Origin of the sequence: Microcoleus sp. PH2017_34_RAT_O_A (assembly GCF_020737885.1) — a bacterium.
Classification (GTDB): Bacteria; Cyanobacteriota; Cyanobacteriia; order Cyanobacteriales; family Microcoleaceae; genus Microcoleus.
Genome location: NZ_JAEQDD010000042.1, coordinates 36283 through 50309, shown reverse-complemented (window position 1 = coordinate 50309; position 14027 = coordinate 36283). Strand labels below are relative to the sequence as shown.

The 14027-nt window shown below is 45.6% G+C and carries 16 protein-coding genes; 9 read left to right on the top strand and 7 right to left on the bottom strand.

Going from position 1 to position 14027, the window contains the following annotated elements:
* The first annotated feature begins 103 nt into the window (after positions 1-103).
* From JGK11_RS15735 to JGK11_RS15715, 5 genes are all read left to right on the top strand, one after another.
* Positions 104-1000 carry a M48 family metalloprotease gene (locus tag JGK11_RS15735; protein WP_293212248.1) on the top strand — a complete coding sequence of 299 codons (897 nt, stop codon included), beginning with the start codon at positions 104-106 and terminating at the stop codon, positions 998-1000.
* 266 nt (positions 1001-1266) lie between these two features.
* A complete protein-coding gene (locus JGK11_RS15730) occupies positions 1267-1713 on the top strand; it encodes a hypothetical protein (RefSeq protein WP_293212247.1) in 447 nt (148 codons plus the stop codon).
* Complete coding sequence (locus tag JGK11_RS15725; RefSeq protein WP_293212246.1) at positions 1710-2228, top strand: DNA-binding protein; 519 nt, start codon at positions 1710-1712, stop codon at positions 2226-2228. The genes JGK11_RS15730 and JGK11_RS15725 overlap by 4 nt, the downstream gene beginning before the upstream one ends.
* 230 nt (positions 2229-2458) lie before the next feature.
* Entirely contained in the window at positions 2459-2842 is a 384-nt protein-coding gene (locus tag JGK11_RS15720; RefSeq protein ID WP_293212244.1) for a papain fold toxin domain-containing protein, read from the top strand.
* 42 nt (positions 2843-2884) lie between these two features.
* Positions 2885-3253 (top strand): hypothetical protein, encoded by a 369-nt coding sequence (locus tag JGK11_RS15715; protein WP_293185486.1) that lies wholly within the window; start codon positions 2885-2887, stop codon positions 3251-3253.
* Positions 3254-3471: 218 nt separating this feature from the next.
* Here the strand turns inward: JGK11_RS15715 and JGK11_RS15710 are convergent, their stop codons facing one another.
* The gene (locus JGK11_RS15710; protein WP_293212243.1) at positions 3472-4056 is read right to left on the bottom strand and encodes an RNA polymerase subunit sigma-24; all 585 of its coding nucleotides are present in this window, start codon (positions 4054-4056) and stop codon (positions 3472-3474) included.
* A 193-nt stretch (positions 4057-4249) separates the two neighbouring features.
* Here JGK11_RS15710 and JGK11_RS15705 point away from each other — a divergent pair, with 193 nt between their 5' ends.
* Positions 4250-5626 (top strand): NB-ARC domain-containing protein, encoded by a 1377-nt coding sequence (locus JGK11_RS15705; protein ID WP_293212242.1) that lies wholly within the window; start codon positions 4250-4252, stop codon positions 5624-5626.
* A 9-nt stretch (positions 5627-5635) separates the two neighbouring features.
* Here the strand turns inward: JGK11_RS15705 and JGK11_RS15700 are convergent, their stop codons facing one another.
* The 4 genes from JGK11_RS15700 to JGK11_RS15685 form a co-directional block, all read right to left on the bottom strand.
* Entirely contained in the window at positions 5636-5962 is a 327-nt protein-coding gene (locus JGK11_RS15700) for a hypothetical protein (protein ID WP_293212241.1), read from the bottom strand.
* The gene (locus JGK11_RS15695) at positions 5959-6372 is read right to left on the bottom strand and encodes a hypothetical protein (protein ID WP_293212240.1); all 414 of its coding nucleotides are present in this window, start codon (positions 6370-6372) and stop codon (positions 5959-5961) included. The genes JGK11_RS15700 and JGK11_RS15695 overlap by 4 nt, the downstream gene beginning before the upstream one ends.
* Positions 6373-6453: 81 nt before the next feature.
* Positions 6454-8325: an ATP-dependent zinc metalloprotease FtsH4 gene (gene ftsH4, locus JGK11_RS15690; RefSeq protein WP_293212239.1), complete on the bottom strand. Its 1872-nt coding sequence runs from the start codon at positions 8323-8325 to the stop codon at positions 6454-6456.
* 325 nt (positions 8326-8650) lie between these two features.
* Positions 8651-9496 (bottom strand): M48 family metalloprotease, encoded by an 846-nt coding sequence (locus tag JGK11_RS15685; RefSeq protein ID WP_293212238.1) that lies wholly within the window; start codon positions 9494-9496, stop codon positions 8651-8653.
* A gap of 282 nt (positions 9497-9778) precedes the next feature.
* On the opposite strand from JGK11_RS15685, the gene JGK11_RS15680 reads away from it, so the two are divergent.
* From JGK11_RS15680 to JGK11_RS15670, 3 genes are all read left to right on the top strand, one after another.
* Positions 9779-11143: an ATP-binding protein gene (locus JGK11_RS15680; protein ID WP_293185496.1), complete on the top strand. Its 1365-nt coding sequence runs from the start codon at positions 9779-9781 to the stop codon at positions 11141-11143.
* 171 nt (positions 11144-11314) lie between these two features.
* On the top strand, positions 11315-11896 hold the full coding sequence (locus JGK11_RS15675; protein ID WP_293189237.1) for a hypothetical protein: 582 nt from the start codon (positions 11315-11317) through the stop codon (positions 11894-11896).
* A 152-nt stretch (positions 11897-12048) separates the two neighbouring features.
* Positions 12049-12249 (top strand): hypothetical protein, encoded by a 201-nt coding sequence (locus tag JGK11_RS15670; protein WP_293185499.1) that lies wholly within the window; start codon positions 12049-12051, stop codon positions 12247-12249.
* Between the two features lie 26 nt (positions 12250-12275).
* Here the strand turns inward: JGK11_RS15670 and JGK11_RS15665 are convergent, their stop codons facing one another.
* Both JGK11_RS15665 and JGK11_RS15660 read right to left on the bottom strand, forming a co-directional pair.
* Entirely contained in the window at positions 12276-13472 is a 1197-nt protein-coding gene (locus JGK11_RS15665; RefSeq protein ID WP_293212236.1) for a GNAT family N-acetyltransferase, read from the bottom strand.
* Positions 13473-13589: 117 nt separating this feature from the next.
* On the bottom strand, positions 13590-14027 hold a 438-nt coding region (locus JGK11_RS15660), incomplete at its 5' end, for a dihydrofolate reductase family protein (RefSeq protein WP_293185501.1).

Below are 14027 nucleotides of genomic sequence, written 5' to 3'. Positions count from 1 at the left end.
CCGCCCAACTTACTTCGACAGATAGAGACGATCGCGCCCGCAAATATGAAAATCTAATAACAAGTTCAAAAATATCAAAATTCGCGATCGCCCTCAACCCCCCATGCAAGGAACAAATCAACTCAGAACAGCAGCTCTACTAGGGCTTCTCAGCGGTCTTCTCGTTTTAGGAAGTTATTACTTAATCGGTAACGAGCAAGGACTTTACATCGGTTTAGCGCTAGCCGCCTTCTCCAGTTTCAGCTCGTGGTACTATTCCGATACCGCAGCATTAATGGCTTACCGCGCCCGCCCGATCGCCCGCAGCGAAGCTCCCGAACTCTACGATATTGTAGCATCGCTGAGCGCAAAAGCCGAAATTCCCGTGCCGAAAATATTTGTAGTTCCGACTCAATCTCCCAACGCATTCGCCACAGGAAGAGACCCGGAACATGCGACAATAGCAGTTACCGAAGGCATCATCAAACTGCTTTCCCGCGAAGAATTGGAAGGCGTTTTAGCCCACGAACTGACGCACATCCGCAACCGCGATACTCTCACTCAAGCAGTAGCAGGGACGATCGCCGGCGCTATTACATTTGTCGGGCGAATTCTGACTTTTGGAGCGCTTTACGGGCCGGTGACGCGCGACAGCAGACAAGGCCCGAATCCTTTCGGTTTGCTGTTTTTAATCATCTTAGCGCCGCTCTCAGCAACCTTAATTCAACTGGCGATTTCTCGGACGCGGGAATTTGCGGCCGATAGCGGTGCGGTGGAAATTACCAATAACCCGATCGGCTTAGCAAACGCGCTGCAAAAATTGGAAAAAATGGGTCATGAAATTCCGATGCACGGCAATCCTGCGATGTCGCCGCTGCTGATTGTGAATCCTTTTTCGACTAAAGGTTTGCAGTCACTTTTCCGCACTCATCCCTCTACCGAAGAGCGGATTCAGCGGCTTTTGACGATCGCGCAGCAGCAGCAAGGTTCTCCAGTTATGGCCTACGTGAGCGGGATTTAGTCGATCGAAAATGCAGAAACAATATTTAGAAACCCGGTGGTTTGAAGCAGCCGGGTTTCTGTATGTTTATAATGGTAGCTGTGGTACGATCGATGACCGCAATAAGTAAGGTTTGTAGTAGGGACTTTAGTCCTCGGGAATCGCGGACTAAAGTCCTCACTACAAACAGCTTTTATTAAGGGCGCGGGAGGAAATAGATCGAACATAATATGATACTTGTGGTACGATCGACTCGAACAACTAATTTGCGGCGCGGGTGCGAGTAAGTGATTCCACAATTCGATGAAAACGGCAATCTACCACCGGGAGTTCATTGGTGCGAATGGGAGGAGTTTGAGGAGAGATTTGGCACGACTGTTACAAGAAAGAACATGATACTGGGGTTGAAACTGGCAATGACTCAGTTAAAAGCCGCAGGTGCTAGAACTATCTATATTGATGGTAGTTTTGTTACCAACAAATACAAACCTAATGATTTTGATGCTTGTTACGATAGAGAAACTGTAGACAGGGAGTATCTGAGAATTAATGCTCCTAGATTATTCAATCATCAGGATCGAAATGCCCAAAAAGCTAAGTATCGAGGGGAGATTTTTCCCTCAGATGAACCTGTAGGCAATTACGGAGAAAATTCCTTTGAATTTTTTCAAAGTGACAGAGGCCAAAACAAAAAAGGAATTATAGCGCTCGATTTAATGAGGTGGGAACCATGATTAAAAATAAATTTGAGTACGAAGTCAGCAAAGATTGGGTTCAAAAATTCAACAAAACCATAGCTGCAATGGAGCGGGATGAAGAAGCAAAAAGAAAGGACTTTCTTAAATGGGATGCAGGTAGAGGTTCGATTCAGCGCCATTTGGATCAATTGCATGAAGAAATAGCGGAATATGAACGATTGATGGCGTGGGACAAGAGCGAGCCGATAGAAATTGTAGTTGAGAATTTCAATCAACTGTCAGATGCTTTAATTAAAGCTCGAATGGCAGCAAAAATCAGCGTGGAAGAACTAGCAGAAAGGTTGGATATCGATCCAGAACGCATTAAGGAACACGAGAAGAAAGATTATCAAGGTGCTAGTTATATGGAACTCCTTGAAATTAGCTGTGTTTTGGGTTTGGAGTTTAAAACTGCTGTGATGCAGGTAGATTTTGAGGAAATAGAGTTTACCAAACAAGCTATAGCAGAATCGCGCGATCGAAAAAGGGAGAAGGCAAGTAAAATAGCCTAAAAATTTGAGGGTCGAGATCCTTCCCATTCCATAGCACCTATACGATCGCTCAAGATACTGGTAAAGGCGAACAGCTCTGAGATAAACTAGAATTGCTCGAAGTTTCTGGAGTCTGACATGGAAACAATGAAAGTGATCTCGCATATTGGATGTGATGGGATATTGCTTCTCCAAATGCCCGCGATTTTGAGATATACTTGTACATAAAGATAGGAGGTCAACTTTCCACTTTGAGTTTAGATCGGAGTAGTTTAGATGAAATTCGAGAAGATATTGCTAAAATTGCCAGCCTTTATGGGGTTTTTCAATGTGTTGAATGTAGTCAGGCTATCAAAGAGTTCTTGACGGTCATAAACCTACATGGTAAACAGATTAAACTGGATTTAGAAAGGCAAGACCTACCTTGGTCAGTGATTTATGATTTACGACGACAGCAGCAAATTGCTACTAATGGCTACCATCAAGGGATATCAATTACGATCGACGAACAGGAAATTGTTTTTGATAATATAGATTGTAATGGTGTGAATCGGCAGGAATGGCTGCAAAATTTAACATCTCCTACTCTGGAACTGGGCATGGGAAGTTTTAAGGTTATAGAAGAGGAATTTTGAGCTGCAAAACTTGCAGTTATTTGAAAAATATTGAGGTAAAAAATGCACGATTTATATACGCTGATTGAGAAAATAAAAAAAGCTCCTTCAATGTACTTGGGACGACATTCAATTATTTGTCTTCAGGCTTTTTTATCGGGTTACAGCATTGCTAAATATGAGTTGGGAGAACAGCCAACTAAACAAGATAGCGATTTTATGCAGTTTCCTGAGTGGATACGAAAAAAATTCAATGTGCAGACTAGCCAATCTTGGGCTAACGTCATTCTGTTTTATTCTGAGGATGAAAGTAAAGCACTCGATAAGTTTTTTGAGCTGTTATGTGAGTTTATCGATCGTCATTCTTCGACTGATACTTTAGGCGAAGGGGGATTGGAGATAGAGGAAAAAGTGCAAGTTTTTAGGAATTGATATAAAGGGCGATCGCTCTTTCATTTTAGGCGATCGGTCATCGGAAACAACAAAGGGCGATCGATCTTTATGCGCGAAGGGCGATCGCTCTTTTGTTTAACTAAAGCGATCGCACTCCGTGCAATCATCGCACTGGAATGGTGGAAATAGATAAGATTGTGAGTATAAAAAGAGGTTGGGTGACACCAGCGTCAACCCAACCTTATTATCAAACTGAACTAACTATCTTTCCCTCCAAAAAGTTTATATATTCCGTATCCAATAGCAGCCGCCACAGCAACAGGTGCAGCAGCAACTATGGCAGTACCAGCGATCGCGCCTCCCCCGACAACGCCACCGATACCAGCAAGAGTGCCCATAATTGCAGCACCAGATGCACCGCCAGCTACCGTTGCAGCACCAGCACCAGCTATACCGGCAACAGCCCCAATGTTTGTAGCTGTTCTTGCCGCTGCACGAGCCTTATTCTCTTCCTGAGACAAGTTAGGTTGGTCTTTGAACAAAGTTTCATTCATTATTTTTGCCCCAAGATAAGCTGGGCCTGCTGCTAATACCGCAGGAGCAGCCGCCATACCACCGCCAACCACACCACCTGCCGCAGCTAGACCTGAAGTAATTCCTGCTCCTGAAGTTGCTGCAACAGTCAACCCTGTAGCAGCACTGGCAGCCGCGCTTACCGCAGCACCAGTCTCTGCAACCGCTTTGACTGTTTTGACTGTATTTCCATCCATGCCCGTAGCTTTTCCTACAACATTTTCTACAACTTCTTCACCCGCTTGACTGGCAAAATCTTTCCAATTCATAAATTTATTTCTCTTTTTAAAGCTCTTCTATTATCGTCAATAAATCAGAAATTTGTCTATCCCAAAATTGTTCTATTTTGTCAATTATTTTACCTAAATTTCTATCTATTTAATCTGATTTTGTACGAGAATGTACTAGAATGTTGGCAGATGTGAGTTATAATACATAAAATAATCGCATCTACCCAACCAGATGAATCTTAAAGAAATGTTAAAATTCGCTGATAATATAGTATTTGCTAAAACTGGTCAGCACCTTGACGATTTACAAGCAGCGGTATTGCAAGGAACTCTACAACGTGAGACATACAAGCAAATAGCGAAGGATTTTGACTGTTCTGAAAGTCGCACCAGGGAAATCGGATCGGAATTATGGCAGATACTTTCAGAAGAGTTAGGGGAAGATGTCAATAAAAAGAATTTTCGATCGGCAATGGAGAGGTTGCAAGTCTCCCTATTTTCAAATGTTGTAGATTATGTTGGAGTTGGTAGCGTTAACATTTGTGGAGAAGCTAGACACCCGCCCGATATAACAAATCCACACCCACCAAATCAAGAAACAGCTAACTCAAAACAAACTAAAACTCTACATCAAGATTTAAGCGAAATGCCGGAGTTGGGTAATTTCTTCGATCGCACTTCCGAACTCCAAACCATCACAACCTGGATTCTACAACAAAACTGCCGCCTCATCACCCTCACTGGTATCAGCGGCATCGGCAAAACATCCCTAGCAGTACAACTCATACAACAAATCAAACACGAGTTTGAATACGCAGTTTGGTACACCCTAGACGAATTCCCCACCATCGATAAATTTCAACCTAACCTAATACAGCTTTTTTCCCAGTCAGAAAACCCAGATTCATCCCCAACCAACCAGAAACGCTTACCGCTGATTAAATATTTACAAAACCATCGCTGTTTAGTAGTCTTAGATGACGTTCACAACCTTTTCTGTAGCGGCGAATTAGCAGGAAAGTATAAACCAGAGTACGAAGAATATCGCTCTTTATTCAAACAGATAGAAAAATTATCCCATCAAAGTTGCTTTCTGCTAATCGGTTGGGAACAACCCAGAGAAGTGACTCAATTTAAAAATCAAAATACTCCCATTCGTACCTTACAACTCAAAGGTTTAGACATCGCAGCCGGACGGGAAATCCTGAGATATTGTGGGTTAGAAGAAATCGATAACAGTGAAGCACTCATTCATCGCTATCAAGGCAACCCGCTATGGTTAAAAAGCGTGGCGAATCTGATTCAAGAGTTGGGAATCGCCGCGACAGAATTATTAATAGATGATACCATATTGTTGCCGGAAGATTTGAAAGATGTTTTACAGCAGCAGTTCGATCGCACTTCCGAACTAGAAAAACAAGTTATGTCATTGTTGGCTAGGGAAAACCAGCCAGTCAACCTAGCAATTTTGCTAGAAAAAGGACAAATATCATCATCAGATTTGCTAAACGCGCTCCAATCTTTATCGCGGCGCTGCTTGATCGAAAAAGAAGCAAGTCTTTACACTTTGTCACGCGTACTGAAGCAGTATATCAAAACTAGACACTGAATAAACGCTTCAAACAACACCGCTTGTCAACTCTTGTTTCCTCAAATTCGGCAACAATGCCAAAACATCCAAATACCACCACCAACGCTGAGGTGTAATCTCCTCAAATTTGCGCTTCTGGGTTAAATCCACAAATCTCGACAACTCCTCATAAAACTCCCTTGCTTGTTCAACTAACCGTCCATCGGCATTTGCTAATAAACCTTTCTCTTCCTCAGTCAGTTGAGATTCAACTTTTGCCAACTCATCTCTAAGTTGCAACATTTCTAAATGTTCAGCCCCACTCACATCAGGAAATTCAACCATTACACAATAGTTTTTTACCAGAATATTCATAACAAATCCTTAACTAAACCTACATAAATAAACATTGAATTCGCCAGGTAGCTTTCGGGTTCCTTTGGAGGAAAAGCCGTTTCTAAAACTCCATCCAAGCCCATCATTACCAGCCATATTGTGTTGTTTACACTGCTGGTAACTGTCGGATAAAACGTTTGTCCGTAGACATACACATAAACTTTAGCATCAGCATCCATAACAATAAAACTGATAACTCCATTATATTCTTCAAGGGTAGCATCCGGCCCTAAATGGCCTAAATTAATCCTTTTGAGTAAATGAGACATTGCTTTTCCAGGTTTCCAGAGAATTCCGTCTCTCACCCGCTCAATTGCTTGCACAATCTCTAATTGCCTACCTTCATCAACAATCAAGTTTAACCTTACCTGAAAAAAACTGAACTGCAAACAAACATATCATAACCTATAATTGAAAAACGCAGATGATTTGGACTCATCTGCGTTAATCTATGGTTTAATTCAACCCTTTTAAACTGAAGCCGCAGCCTTATCTAAAGACTGCACTTCAGCGAGTAATTTGTGCAAAGCCTCGCCTTCAACTACTTCAGTTTCCAACAGTTGCTGCGTGATTGTTTCCAACAATTCCCGATTGGCTTTCAGAATATCCAAAGCTTGCTGGTGTGCAGTTTCGACGATTTCTTTGACTTCTTGGTCGATCGCCTCAGCAGTCTGGGCACTCACCGCACGGCGCGCATTTCCCATACCATCGCCGAGGAACGATTGTTGAGCGCGATCGTACGCTAGAGGCCCCAACACCTTGCTCATCCCGTAAGTTGTCACCATCCTTTCCGCTAAATCAGTCGCCCTTTGCAAGTCATTGGAAGCGCCGGTAGTGATGCTACCAAACACGACTTCCTCAGCCGATCGACCTCCAAGCAGTGTAGCAATCTGACCGCGCAACTCCGACTCATCCAACAAGAAACGGTCTTCAGTCGGTAATTGCAACGTGTAACCCAATGCAGCCATACCGCGCGGGACGATCGAGATTTTCGCCACTTCGCCACCGCCAGTCATCAGAGCACCCACCATCGCGTGCCCGACTTCGTGGTAAGCCACAATCTTTTTCTCTTTTTCGTTGAGCACCCGGCTTTTCTTTTCCAAGCCAGCTACAACGCGCTCAAACGCCTCATAGAAGTCTTCCTGCGCGACAGTGAGGCGCTTGTTACGAGCAGCTAGCAAGGCAGCTTCATTGACCAAATTTGCCAAGTCTGCGCCCGAAAAACCGGGGGTACGAGTGGCGACTGCCTTCAAGTCAATATCCGGGCCCAACTTCACTTTTTGAGAGTGAATGTTCAAAATTGCTTCGCGGCCGGATAAGTCCGGGCGATCGACTAAAACTTGGCGATCGAAACGGCCGGGGCGCAACAAAGCAGCATCCAAACTTTCCGGGCGGTTCGTTGCAGCGAGTACAATTACCGTAGTATTGCCCGCTGCAAAACCATCCATTTCAGTTAATAGTTGATTGAGAGTTTGTTCGCGTTCGTCATTCCCGCCAAACGCCGCGTTAGTGCTGCGAGATTTGCCGATCGCATCCAATTCATCAATGAAAATAATACAAGGAGCCTGTTTCTTAGCCTGCTCGAATAAATCTCGGACTCTTGCAGAACCGACGCCTACAAACAGTTCCACAAACTCCGAACCGGAGATGCTGAAAAACGGTACGCCAGCTTCACCAGCCACAGCCTTTGCTAACAGAGTTTTGCCAGTTCCCGGCGGCCCGACTAACAGCACGCCCTTCGGAATTCGCGCGCCAATTGCCGTGAATCTGTCGGGAGTTTTCAGGAACTCAACAACTTCGACTAATTCAGTTTTAGCTTCCTCTACTCCAGCCACATCAGCAAAAGTAATTTTCGCAGATTCGCCTTCTACGTAGACCTTAGCCTTGCTTTTGCCGATCGACAGCGCGCCCTGTGGCCCACCACCGCCCCGGTTCATGAAAAATTGAAATATTGCTACAAAAATCAGTGGCGGAACGACCCAGCTTAAAACACTGCCGATCCAGCCATTTTTAGAAGGCGGAGTTGCCGCAAATTCAACGCCTTTTTCTTGCAAAAGTTTAGGCAGTTCCAGGTCAAAAATTGGCGTAGTTGACAAAACTTGTCCTGGTTTGTCGCCTTCGCCTTTGAGTTGGTAACGAATTTCATTTTGACCTACCGAAGCTCTGACTACATCTTGTTCTTGGACTTGATGGACGAACAAACTGTAAGGCACTTGGGGAATTTGTGGCCCTAACAAATTGGGCAAAAAGATGTTTGCCAGTAAAAACAAGCTTGATAGCAATAACACGATATTGCTGATTTGGCGAAAACGAGGGGGTTGGGGCTGGTCTTTAATTGCCATTGATAAGTGTCATCCTTTTAGTTAATTTTGTTTTATTCATATATTTTGCCATCAAAAGTGCGCGGAGTGCTAAGCGGATTTCCTCACTTGATTAGTCGGTTAACCGGGCTGCACTGATTGGGCATGAAAAACGAACCGCGAAGACGCGAAGAACACGAAGGAAGAGCAGAAAGTTATAGTTATAAATTATTGGTTGATAGTTAATGAATGGTTTTTACTTCAGAATCCCTTTAAGATTCTCTCGCTCTTTTCTTGCTTCGCGCCCTACCCTACGGGAACGGCTTCGCCGAACGTGTCTTCGCGGTTCGATATATTAGAATTCTGGCTAACCGCCCGAGACATTCTTAGCAAACTCTTCGCGTCCAGAAACTAAATTAGCTGGAACGCCGTTAGGGAAACTTTGCGCGATTAAAGCTTGCAACTTTTCAACTCGATTCTCAGGATTCGGGTGAGAGCTCAAAAACTCCGGCGGCGCTTCGCCATTCCTAGCAGAACCGAGAATTTGCATCACCTCAACAATACCTCTAGGATCGTAACCCGCTTCTGTCATAAACTGAAAACCGAGCCGATCGCTCTCAAGTTCATCTGCTCTACCGTACCGCAAACCGACAACTTGATTGACAGCTTGAGCAATTAATGCTGCTTGTTGTCCGCCACCGCGATCGTCAGTAGTCGCCACCCCAACCGCCGTTACCAAAGACCTGCCCAACTGCTGTTTTGCAAGGTGTTCCGCAGCGTGTCGCCCCACAACGTGACCGCTTTCGTGCCCCAGTACAGCCGCCAACTGAGCCTCTGAATTCAGCAGCCGCATCAGTCCGGCGGTAATGAAAACTTGTCCCCCGGGGAGAGCAAAAGCATTGACAGTTTTGGAGTCTCGCAGCAGGTGGAATTCAAACGGATAACCCGCTTTTTTCGCCTCTGAACCGTTGACAACTCGTTCTCCTACTCGATCGACATATTGTTGAATACTCTGGGCCGGATAAAGCCCGCCGTATTGAGCCGCCATTTTGTCTCGCGCCTCCAATCCCAAAACTACCTCTTGGCGGGGAGAAAGCTGCACCCGCTGTTTCTCTCCAGTGACGGGATTTTGTACGCTGCTGGTAAAATAGGTGATAGCCCCAAAAAATGCCATTAATAAGCCGATCGCGAATCGGAATAAAAATCTATTCACAGGCCTTTACCTAAAAAGTTTAGCCTGTAGCCTACCCGACTGACAGCTACCTCCACATCTATCTGAAGTATCAACAATGAAAATTGGTTCGTAGTGAGGACTTTAGTCCGCATTTTTCAGAGGACTAAAGTCCTGACTACGAACCGTTTTGAGTGCGGGTAATTTACCAATTCCCAATTACTAATTCCCAATTCCCAATTCCCAATTCCCAATTCCCAATTCCCAATTCCCAATTACCAATTCCCAATTCCCAATTACCAATTACCAATTACCAAATTTCCCATGTTTCAAACTACTCGCCGCCGCCTTGCTATTTGGTATACTGCCGTTACTGCTGTATTGTTACTTGTATTCGCCACTGGTTTCTATTTCTACGTTCGCAATACTTTGATCGATCGCATCGACGACACTCTCAATCACGTTGTAGAAATAGTAGAGCGAACTCTCGCGATCGAACCGGTAACTTCCCCGAGTAAGGGTGCTAAAACTAAGTTGCAAGTTAATATTCAAACGAGTTTTCGAGATAGCAGCGACGCAGTAGAAGACGACCACATTGATTTAGAATGGTTCAGTCCTACGGGCGAGTTGCTGTGGTCTACTTTGTCGGAACCGCTGAATGTTCCGATTCGCGCTAACCGCACGGGCGAAACGGTTTGGATAATTAATAATAAGTTGCAGCCGGATCAAAACTATTCTCTCAGACAAGTTACGCAGCGTGTGGAAATCGGCCGCCAAGTTTTGGGATATTTGCGAGTCAGCCATCCTTGGTTTGAAGTGACAAAACCGATCCGACAATTAATTTTTGATTTGATTTTGGGCGCGAGTTTAACTTTAATTTGTGTGGCGGCTATTGGCTGGTTGCTGTCGGGATTGGCGATCGCACCTGTGAGAGAATCTTACAGTCGTCTTAAACAGTTTACTGCCGATGCTTCCCACGAACTCAGAAATCCGATCGCCACTATTCAAACAAATGTCCAAGTAGCCTTGGCAGAACCGGACATCGAACCGCAGCAACACCAACAGCTACAGGTTATCGAACGCCTGACGCGCCGTTTGGGGCGGTTGGTTGACGATTTGCTATTTTTGGCCAGACAAGACAGCGGAATCGTGCAGCAGCAGTGGGTTGATGTTCCTCTCGATGCTTTGTTGATGGAGGTAATTGAAGAACAAATGGCGATCGCCCTTACCCAAAAAATCTCTCTCTGTTTGGAAATAATCGATTCGCCCGACACTGAAAATAACTTTACAGTTTTAGGCGACTGGGATCAACTAGCGCGACTGTTTACCAATCTTGTCAGCAACGCCGTGCAGTACACGCCATCGGGTGGGGAAATTGAAGTAGAATTGCAGTTGGCAGCTAAAAACAAAAGAAATTCGTCGGCGATCAATTCTGCACTGCAAATCAAAGTCACAGACACCGGCATGGGGATTGCCCCGGAAGCGCTACCGCATTTGTTCGATCGATTTTACCGCGCCGATCCCGCCCGCACCCACCGCAGCGCCGCCGGTTCTGGTTTAGGATTAGCCATAGCCAAAGCCATTGTCGAAAACCACCGCGGCCAAATCCGGATTGACAGCCAAGTCGATCGGGGAACCGCTGTTACCGTCACCATCCCCGCCCACAAATCAGCAGAAATCCGCCTCTAAACCTCTCTTCCTCTGTGCCCTCTGCGCCCTCTGCGGTTGATCCAAAAAATCTATCCCTCAAACCCTGATTCTTTCTACCTTGCGCCCAAACCCAGCTATTAAAATTCAATTCGGGCATAGATTAACATAAACTTTGTTGGAAATCTCGATCGAACTCGTGAGGAGTTATTTATGTTTCGCCACAATCTACCGTTCAAAAAAATCAGCTTGCTAGCAGCCACCTGCGGCGGTTTACTCGTCAGTCTCGCAACACTTGGACAAGCCGGCGGCCCCCCGCCCCAACCAGGAAAACCCGTATCCCAACCCGCAGCCACTCCCGCACCTGGAAAGCCTGTCAGCGAACCGAGTCCCGCTGCGAGTCCCAGCCCCGCTGCGAGTCCCAAGCCCAGCGGGATGCCCGCCACACCCCAAGATGCCCCCGCCCGATTCCCGATGCCAAGTGCGCGAGTTACGCCGATGGAGGGCATGGTAGTAATTAAACTCGTGAATACCACCAATGCCGTCATCAATTATCAAGTCATTGGTGTTACTCCACCGCGCACTCTGGGCGAACAATCGGAAATTTTACTGAAAAACATCAAAGTACCAATCACCTTCACTTACCAGCGCCCAGACGGCGGATTGCTGTTGGTGCGCCCGCAAGCAACCGCTACGCCGGGAATGTTGCAAGTCAGCTTTGGCGCAACAACAGACTTGGGCGTTGATACAAAATCGATGGAAATTCAGGAAGATGGCAAGGTAATTTTGAATTAAGTTGACTGGTTGACGGTTGACGGTTGACGGCAAAAGAGGAGACGGCATTGCCGTTTCCCTACCTTGAAATAATCATTAATATTCCATAACAGATGTAACCATCGCCCGATTAATTGTAGGGAAACGGCACTGCCGTATCCTGATTTCAGGTAATGGTAAAATCAACCGAATTGGATGATAAAGTTGCCCTCAGTGCGATCGAATATAACCATCAATCGCACGGCAGAAGAGGAGACGGCGATGCCGTTTCCCTACCCCAAAATAATCCATCAAACTCAATGACATCTGTAATCATCGCCCGATTGATTGTAGGGAAACGGCACTGCCGTGTCCTGATTTTTGCCGTGTCCTAATTTCTACCTAATTTCTGCCGTATCTTTCAATCAGCTAGTGACAAAGGAGGTAACTTAGTAAAAGGTAAATCCTCATTAACTGCATCAATTTCTTCCTGTTCTCTTTCATTAATTTGACCGATATAAGACTTAAGAATTTGCGCCAGACGGTTGTTATAAAATCGGTGCAAACTATAATTGGGCGTAGCTGGAAAGCCGCGCCGTTTTTTGTGCCTGCCGCCCGCGCCCGGATCGAAGGTTTGGATGCCCCGATCGATCGCCCATTCGATCGGTGTATAGTAACAAGCATCGAAGTGTAGGCAGTCAATTTCTTGCAAACTGCCCCAATAGCGTCCGTACATTCGATCGCCCTTATACAGACAAAAAGACATTCCCATCGGCTGTCTCTCATCTTCCTGATCATAGGCGGCGACAAACAAAACCCGATCGCGATAATTGTCATGCAACTGTTCAAAAAACCGCTTAGTCAAATACTTGCTTCCCCACCAGCCAAACTTGTCGCAAGTATTCTCATAAAAAGCATACATTTGCCCAAACATCGCTTGGGGAATTTCATCACCAGTCAAAGTTTTTACTAACAAACCGGCTGTTTCCACAGCCTTGCGTTCGCGCTTGATATTGCGGCGCTGGTTGGCATTAAATGCGCCTAGATAGCTGTCAAAATTTTGATAGCTTTGATTTTGCCAAATATAACTGTGGTGCAGCCAAGCGCTAAAACCATGCCGTTCCATGCGATCGCGCCAGACAGGATCGACATACAGGAAATTGCAACCAGAGATATTATGCCGATCGCAAAAATGGTCGATCGCACTTACCATTATGCCAGTTAACTCATCTTCATCTTCCCCCGGCGCAATCAAAAAACGATACCCTTCCGCCGGAGTAAACGGCGTCATTCCCATCAATTTCGGATAGTATTCAATACCCAAACGTTGAGCTAAATCGGCCCATTGATTATCGAATACAAATTCGCCGTAACTGTGACTTTTGACATAAAGCGGCGCACAAGCAATCAACTCTTTGTCTCGCCAGACAGTCAAGTGATGCGGTAGCCAACCGTTTTTACCTGTCGCGCTACCGGAAGTTTCGAGATTATTCAGCCAATCCCATTCGAGAAATGGCGTTTTTAGCGGCATCGCCAAGGCATCCCACGATGCTTGCGGGATGTCAGCTAGTTTGCTAATCCAGGCTACAGAATATTGAGGTTTCGGCTGTTTCAGCATAGGGAGATTTGAACGTAGAGCGATCGAACTTTATTTAACTTAATACAATTTCCCCTGCTTGTGTAATTACTCGCCACAGGCAAGATGCCTGTGCCACAAATGTTGTGGGGTGGGCTTCTAGCCCGCCCCAACTCTATAATGCAAAAACACCTCACCTCCCACCTGTTTAACCGTCAAAAGCTCTAATTTCGGCGCTAAATCGGCTAAAAAACCCTTTCCCTCGACAGGTGTCGGTGCATCCACGCCACCCAAAATTAGCGGGCATACCGTCAGCCAGAGCTCGTCTATCAAGCCCGCAGCGAGCACAGACGCGACGAGTTTTCCGCCTCCCAAAATTGCCAAACGTTTGATACCGAGGGTTTCTAGCTGTTGAAACGCATCAATCCAATCGATTTCTCCCTCGATGGTGTTGGTTGTTAAAGTGCGATCGAACTTACCGATTGCACCATTTTCAAGAACAGGCAAGATGCCTGTTCCACAAGACAATTCATCTATTGTGGAACGGGCTTCTAGCCCGTGCTCAGCAACAGGCAAGATGCCTGTTCCACAAGACAA

Bases quoted from the DNA above. Each gene is read 5' to 3' on its own strand.
- JGK11_RS15715 (WP_293185486.1), top strand. From the start codon at position 2,885: ATGCACGATTTATATACGCTGATTGAGAAAATAAAAAAAGCTCCTTCA.
- JGK11_RS15700 (WP_293212241.1), bottom strand. From the start codon at position 5,962: ATGAATATTCTGGTAAAAAACTATTGTGTAATGGTTGAATTTCCTGAT.
- JGK11_RS15675 (WP_293189237.1), top strand. From the start codon at position 11,315: ATGTTTCGCCACAATCTACCGTTCAAAAAAATCAGCTTGCTAGCAGCC.
- JGK11_RS15665 (WP_293212236.1), bottom strand. From the start codon at position 13,472: ATGCTGAAACAGCCGAAACCTCAATATTCTGTAGCCTGGATTAGCAAA.
- ftsH4 (WP_293212239.1), bottom strand. From the start codon at position 8,325: ATGGCAATTAAAGACCAGCCCCAACCCCCTCGTTTTCGCCAAATCAGC.
- JGK11_RS15735 (WP_293212248.1), top strand. From the start codon at position 104: ATGCAAGGAACAAATCAACTCAGAACAGCAGCTCTACTAGGGCTTCTC.
- JGK11_RS15705 (WP_293212242.1), top strand. From the start codon at position 4,250: ATGAATCTTAAAGAAATGTTAAAATTCGCTGATAATATAGTATTTGCT.
- JGK11_RS15670 (WP_293185499.1), top strand. From the start codon at position 12,049: ATGGTAAAATCAACCGAATTGGATGATAAAGTTGCCCTCAGTGCGATC.
- JGK11_RS15725 (WP_293212246.1), top strand. From the start codon at position 1,710: ATGATTAAAAATAAATTTGAGTACGAAGTCAGCAAAGATTGGGTTCAA.
- JGK11_RS15680 (WP_293185496.1), top strand. From the start codon at position 9,779: ATGTTTCAAACTACTCGCCGCCGCCTTGCTATTTGGTATACTGCCGTT.
- JGK11_RS15710 (WP_293212243.1), bottom strand. From the start codon at position 4,056: ATGAATTGGAAAGATTTTGCCAGTCAAGCGGGTGAAGAAGTTGTAGAA.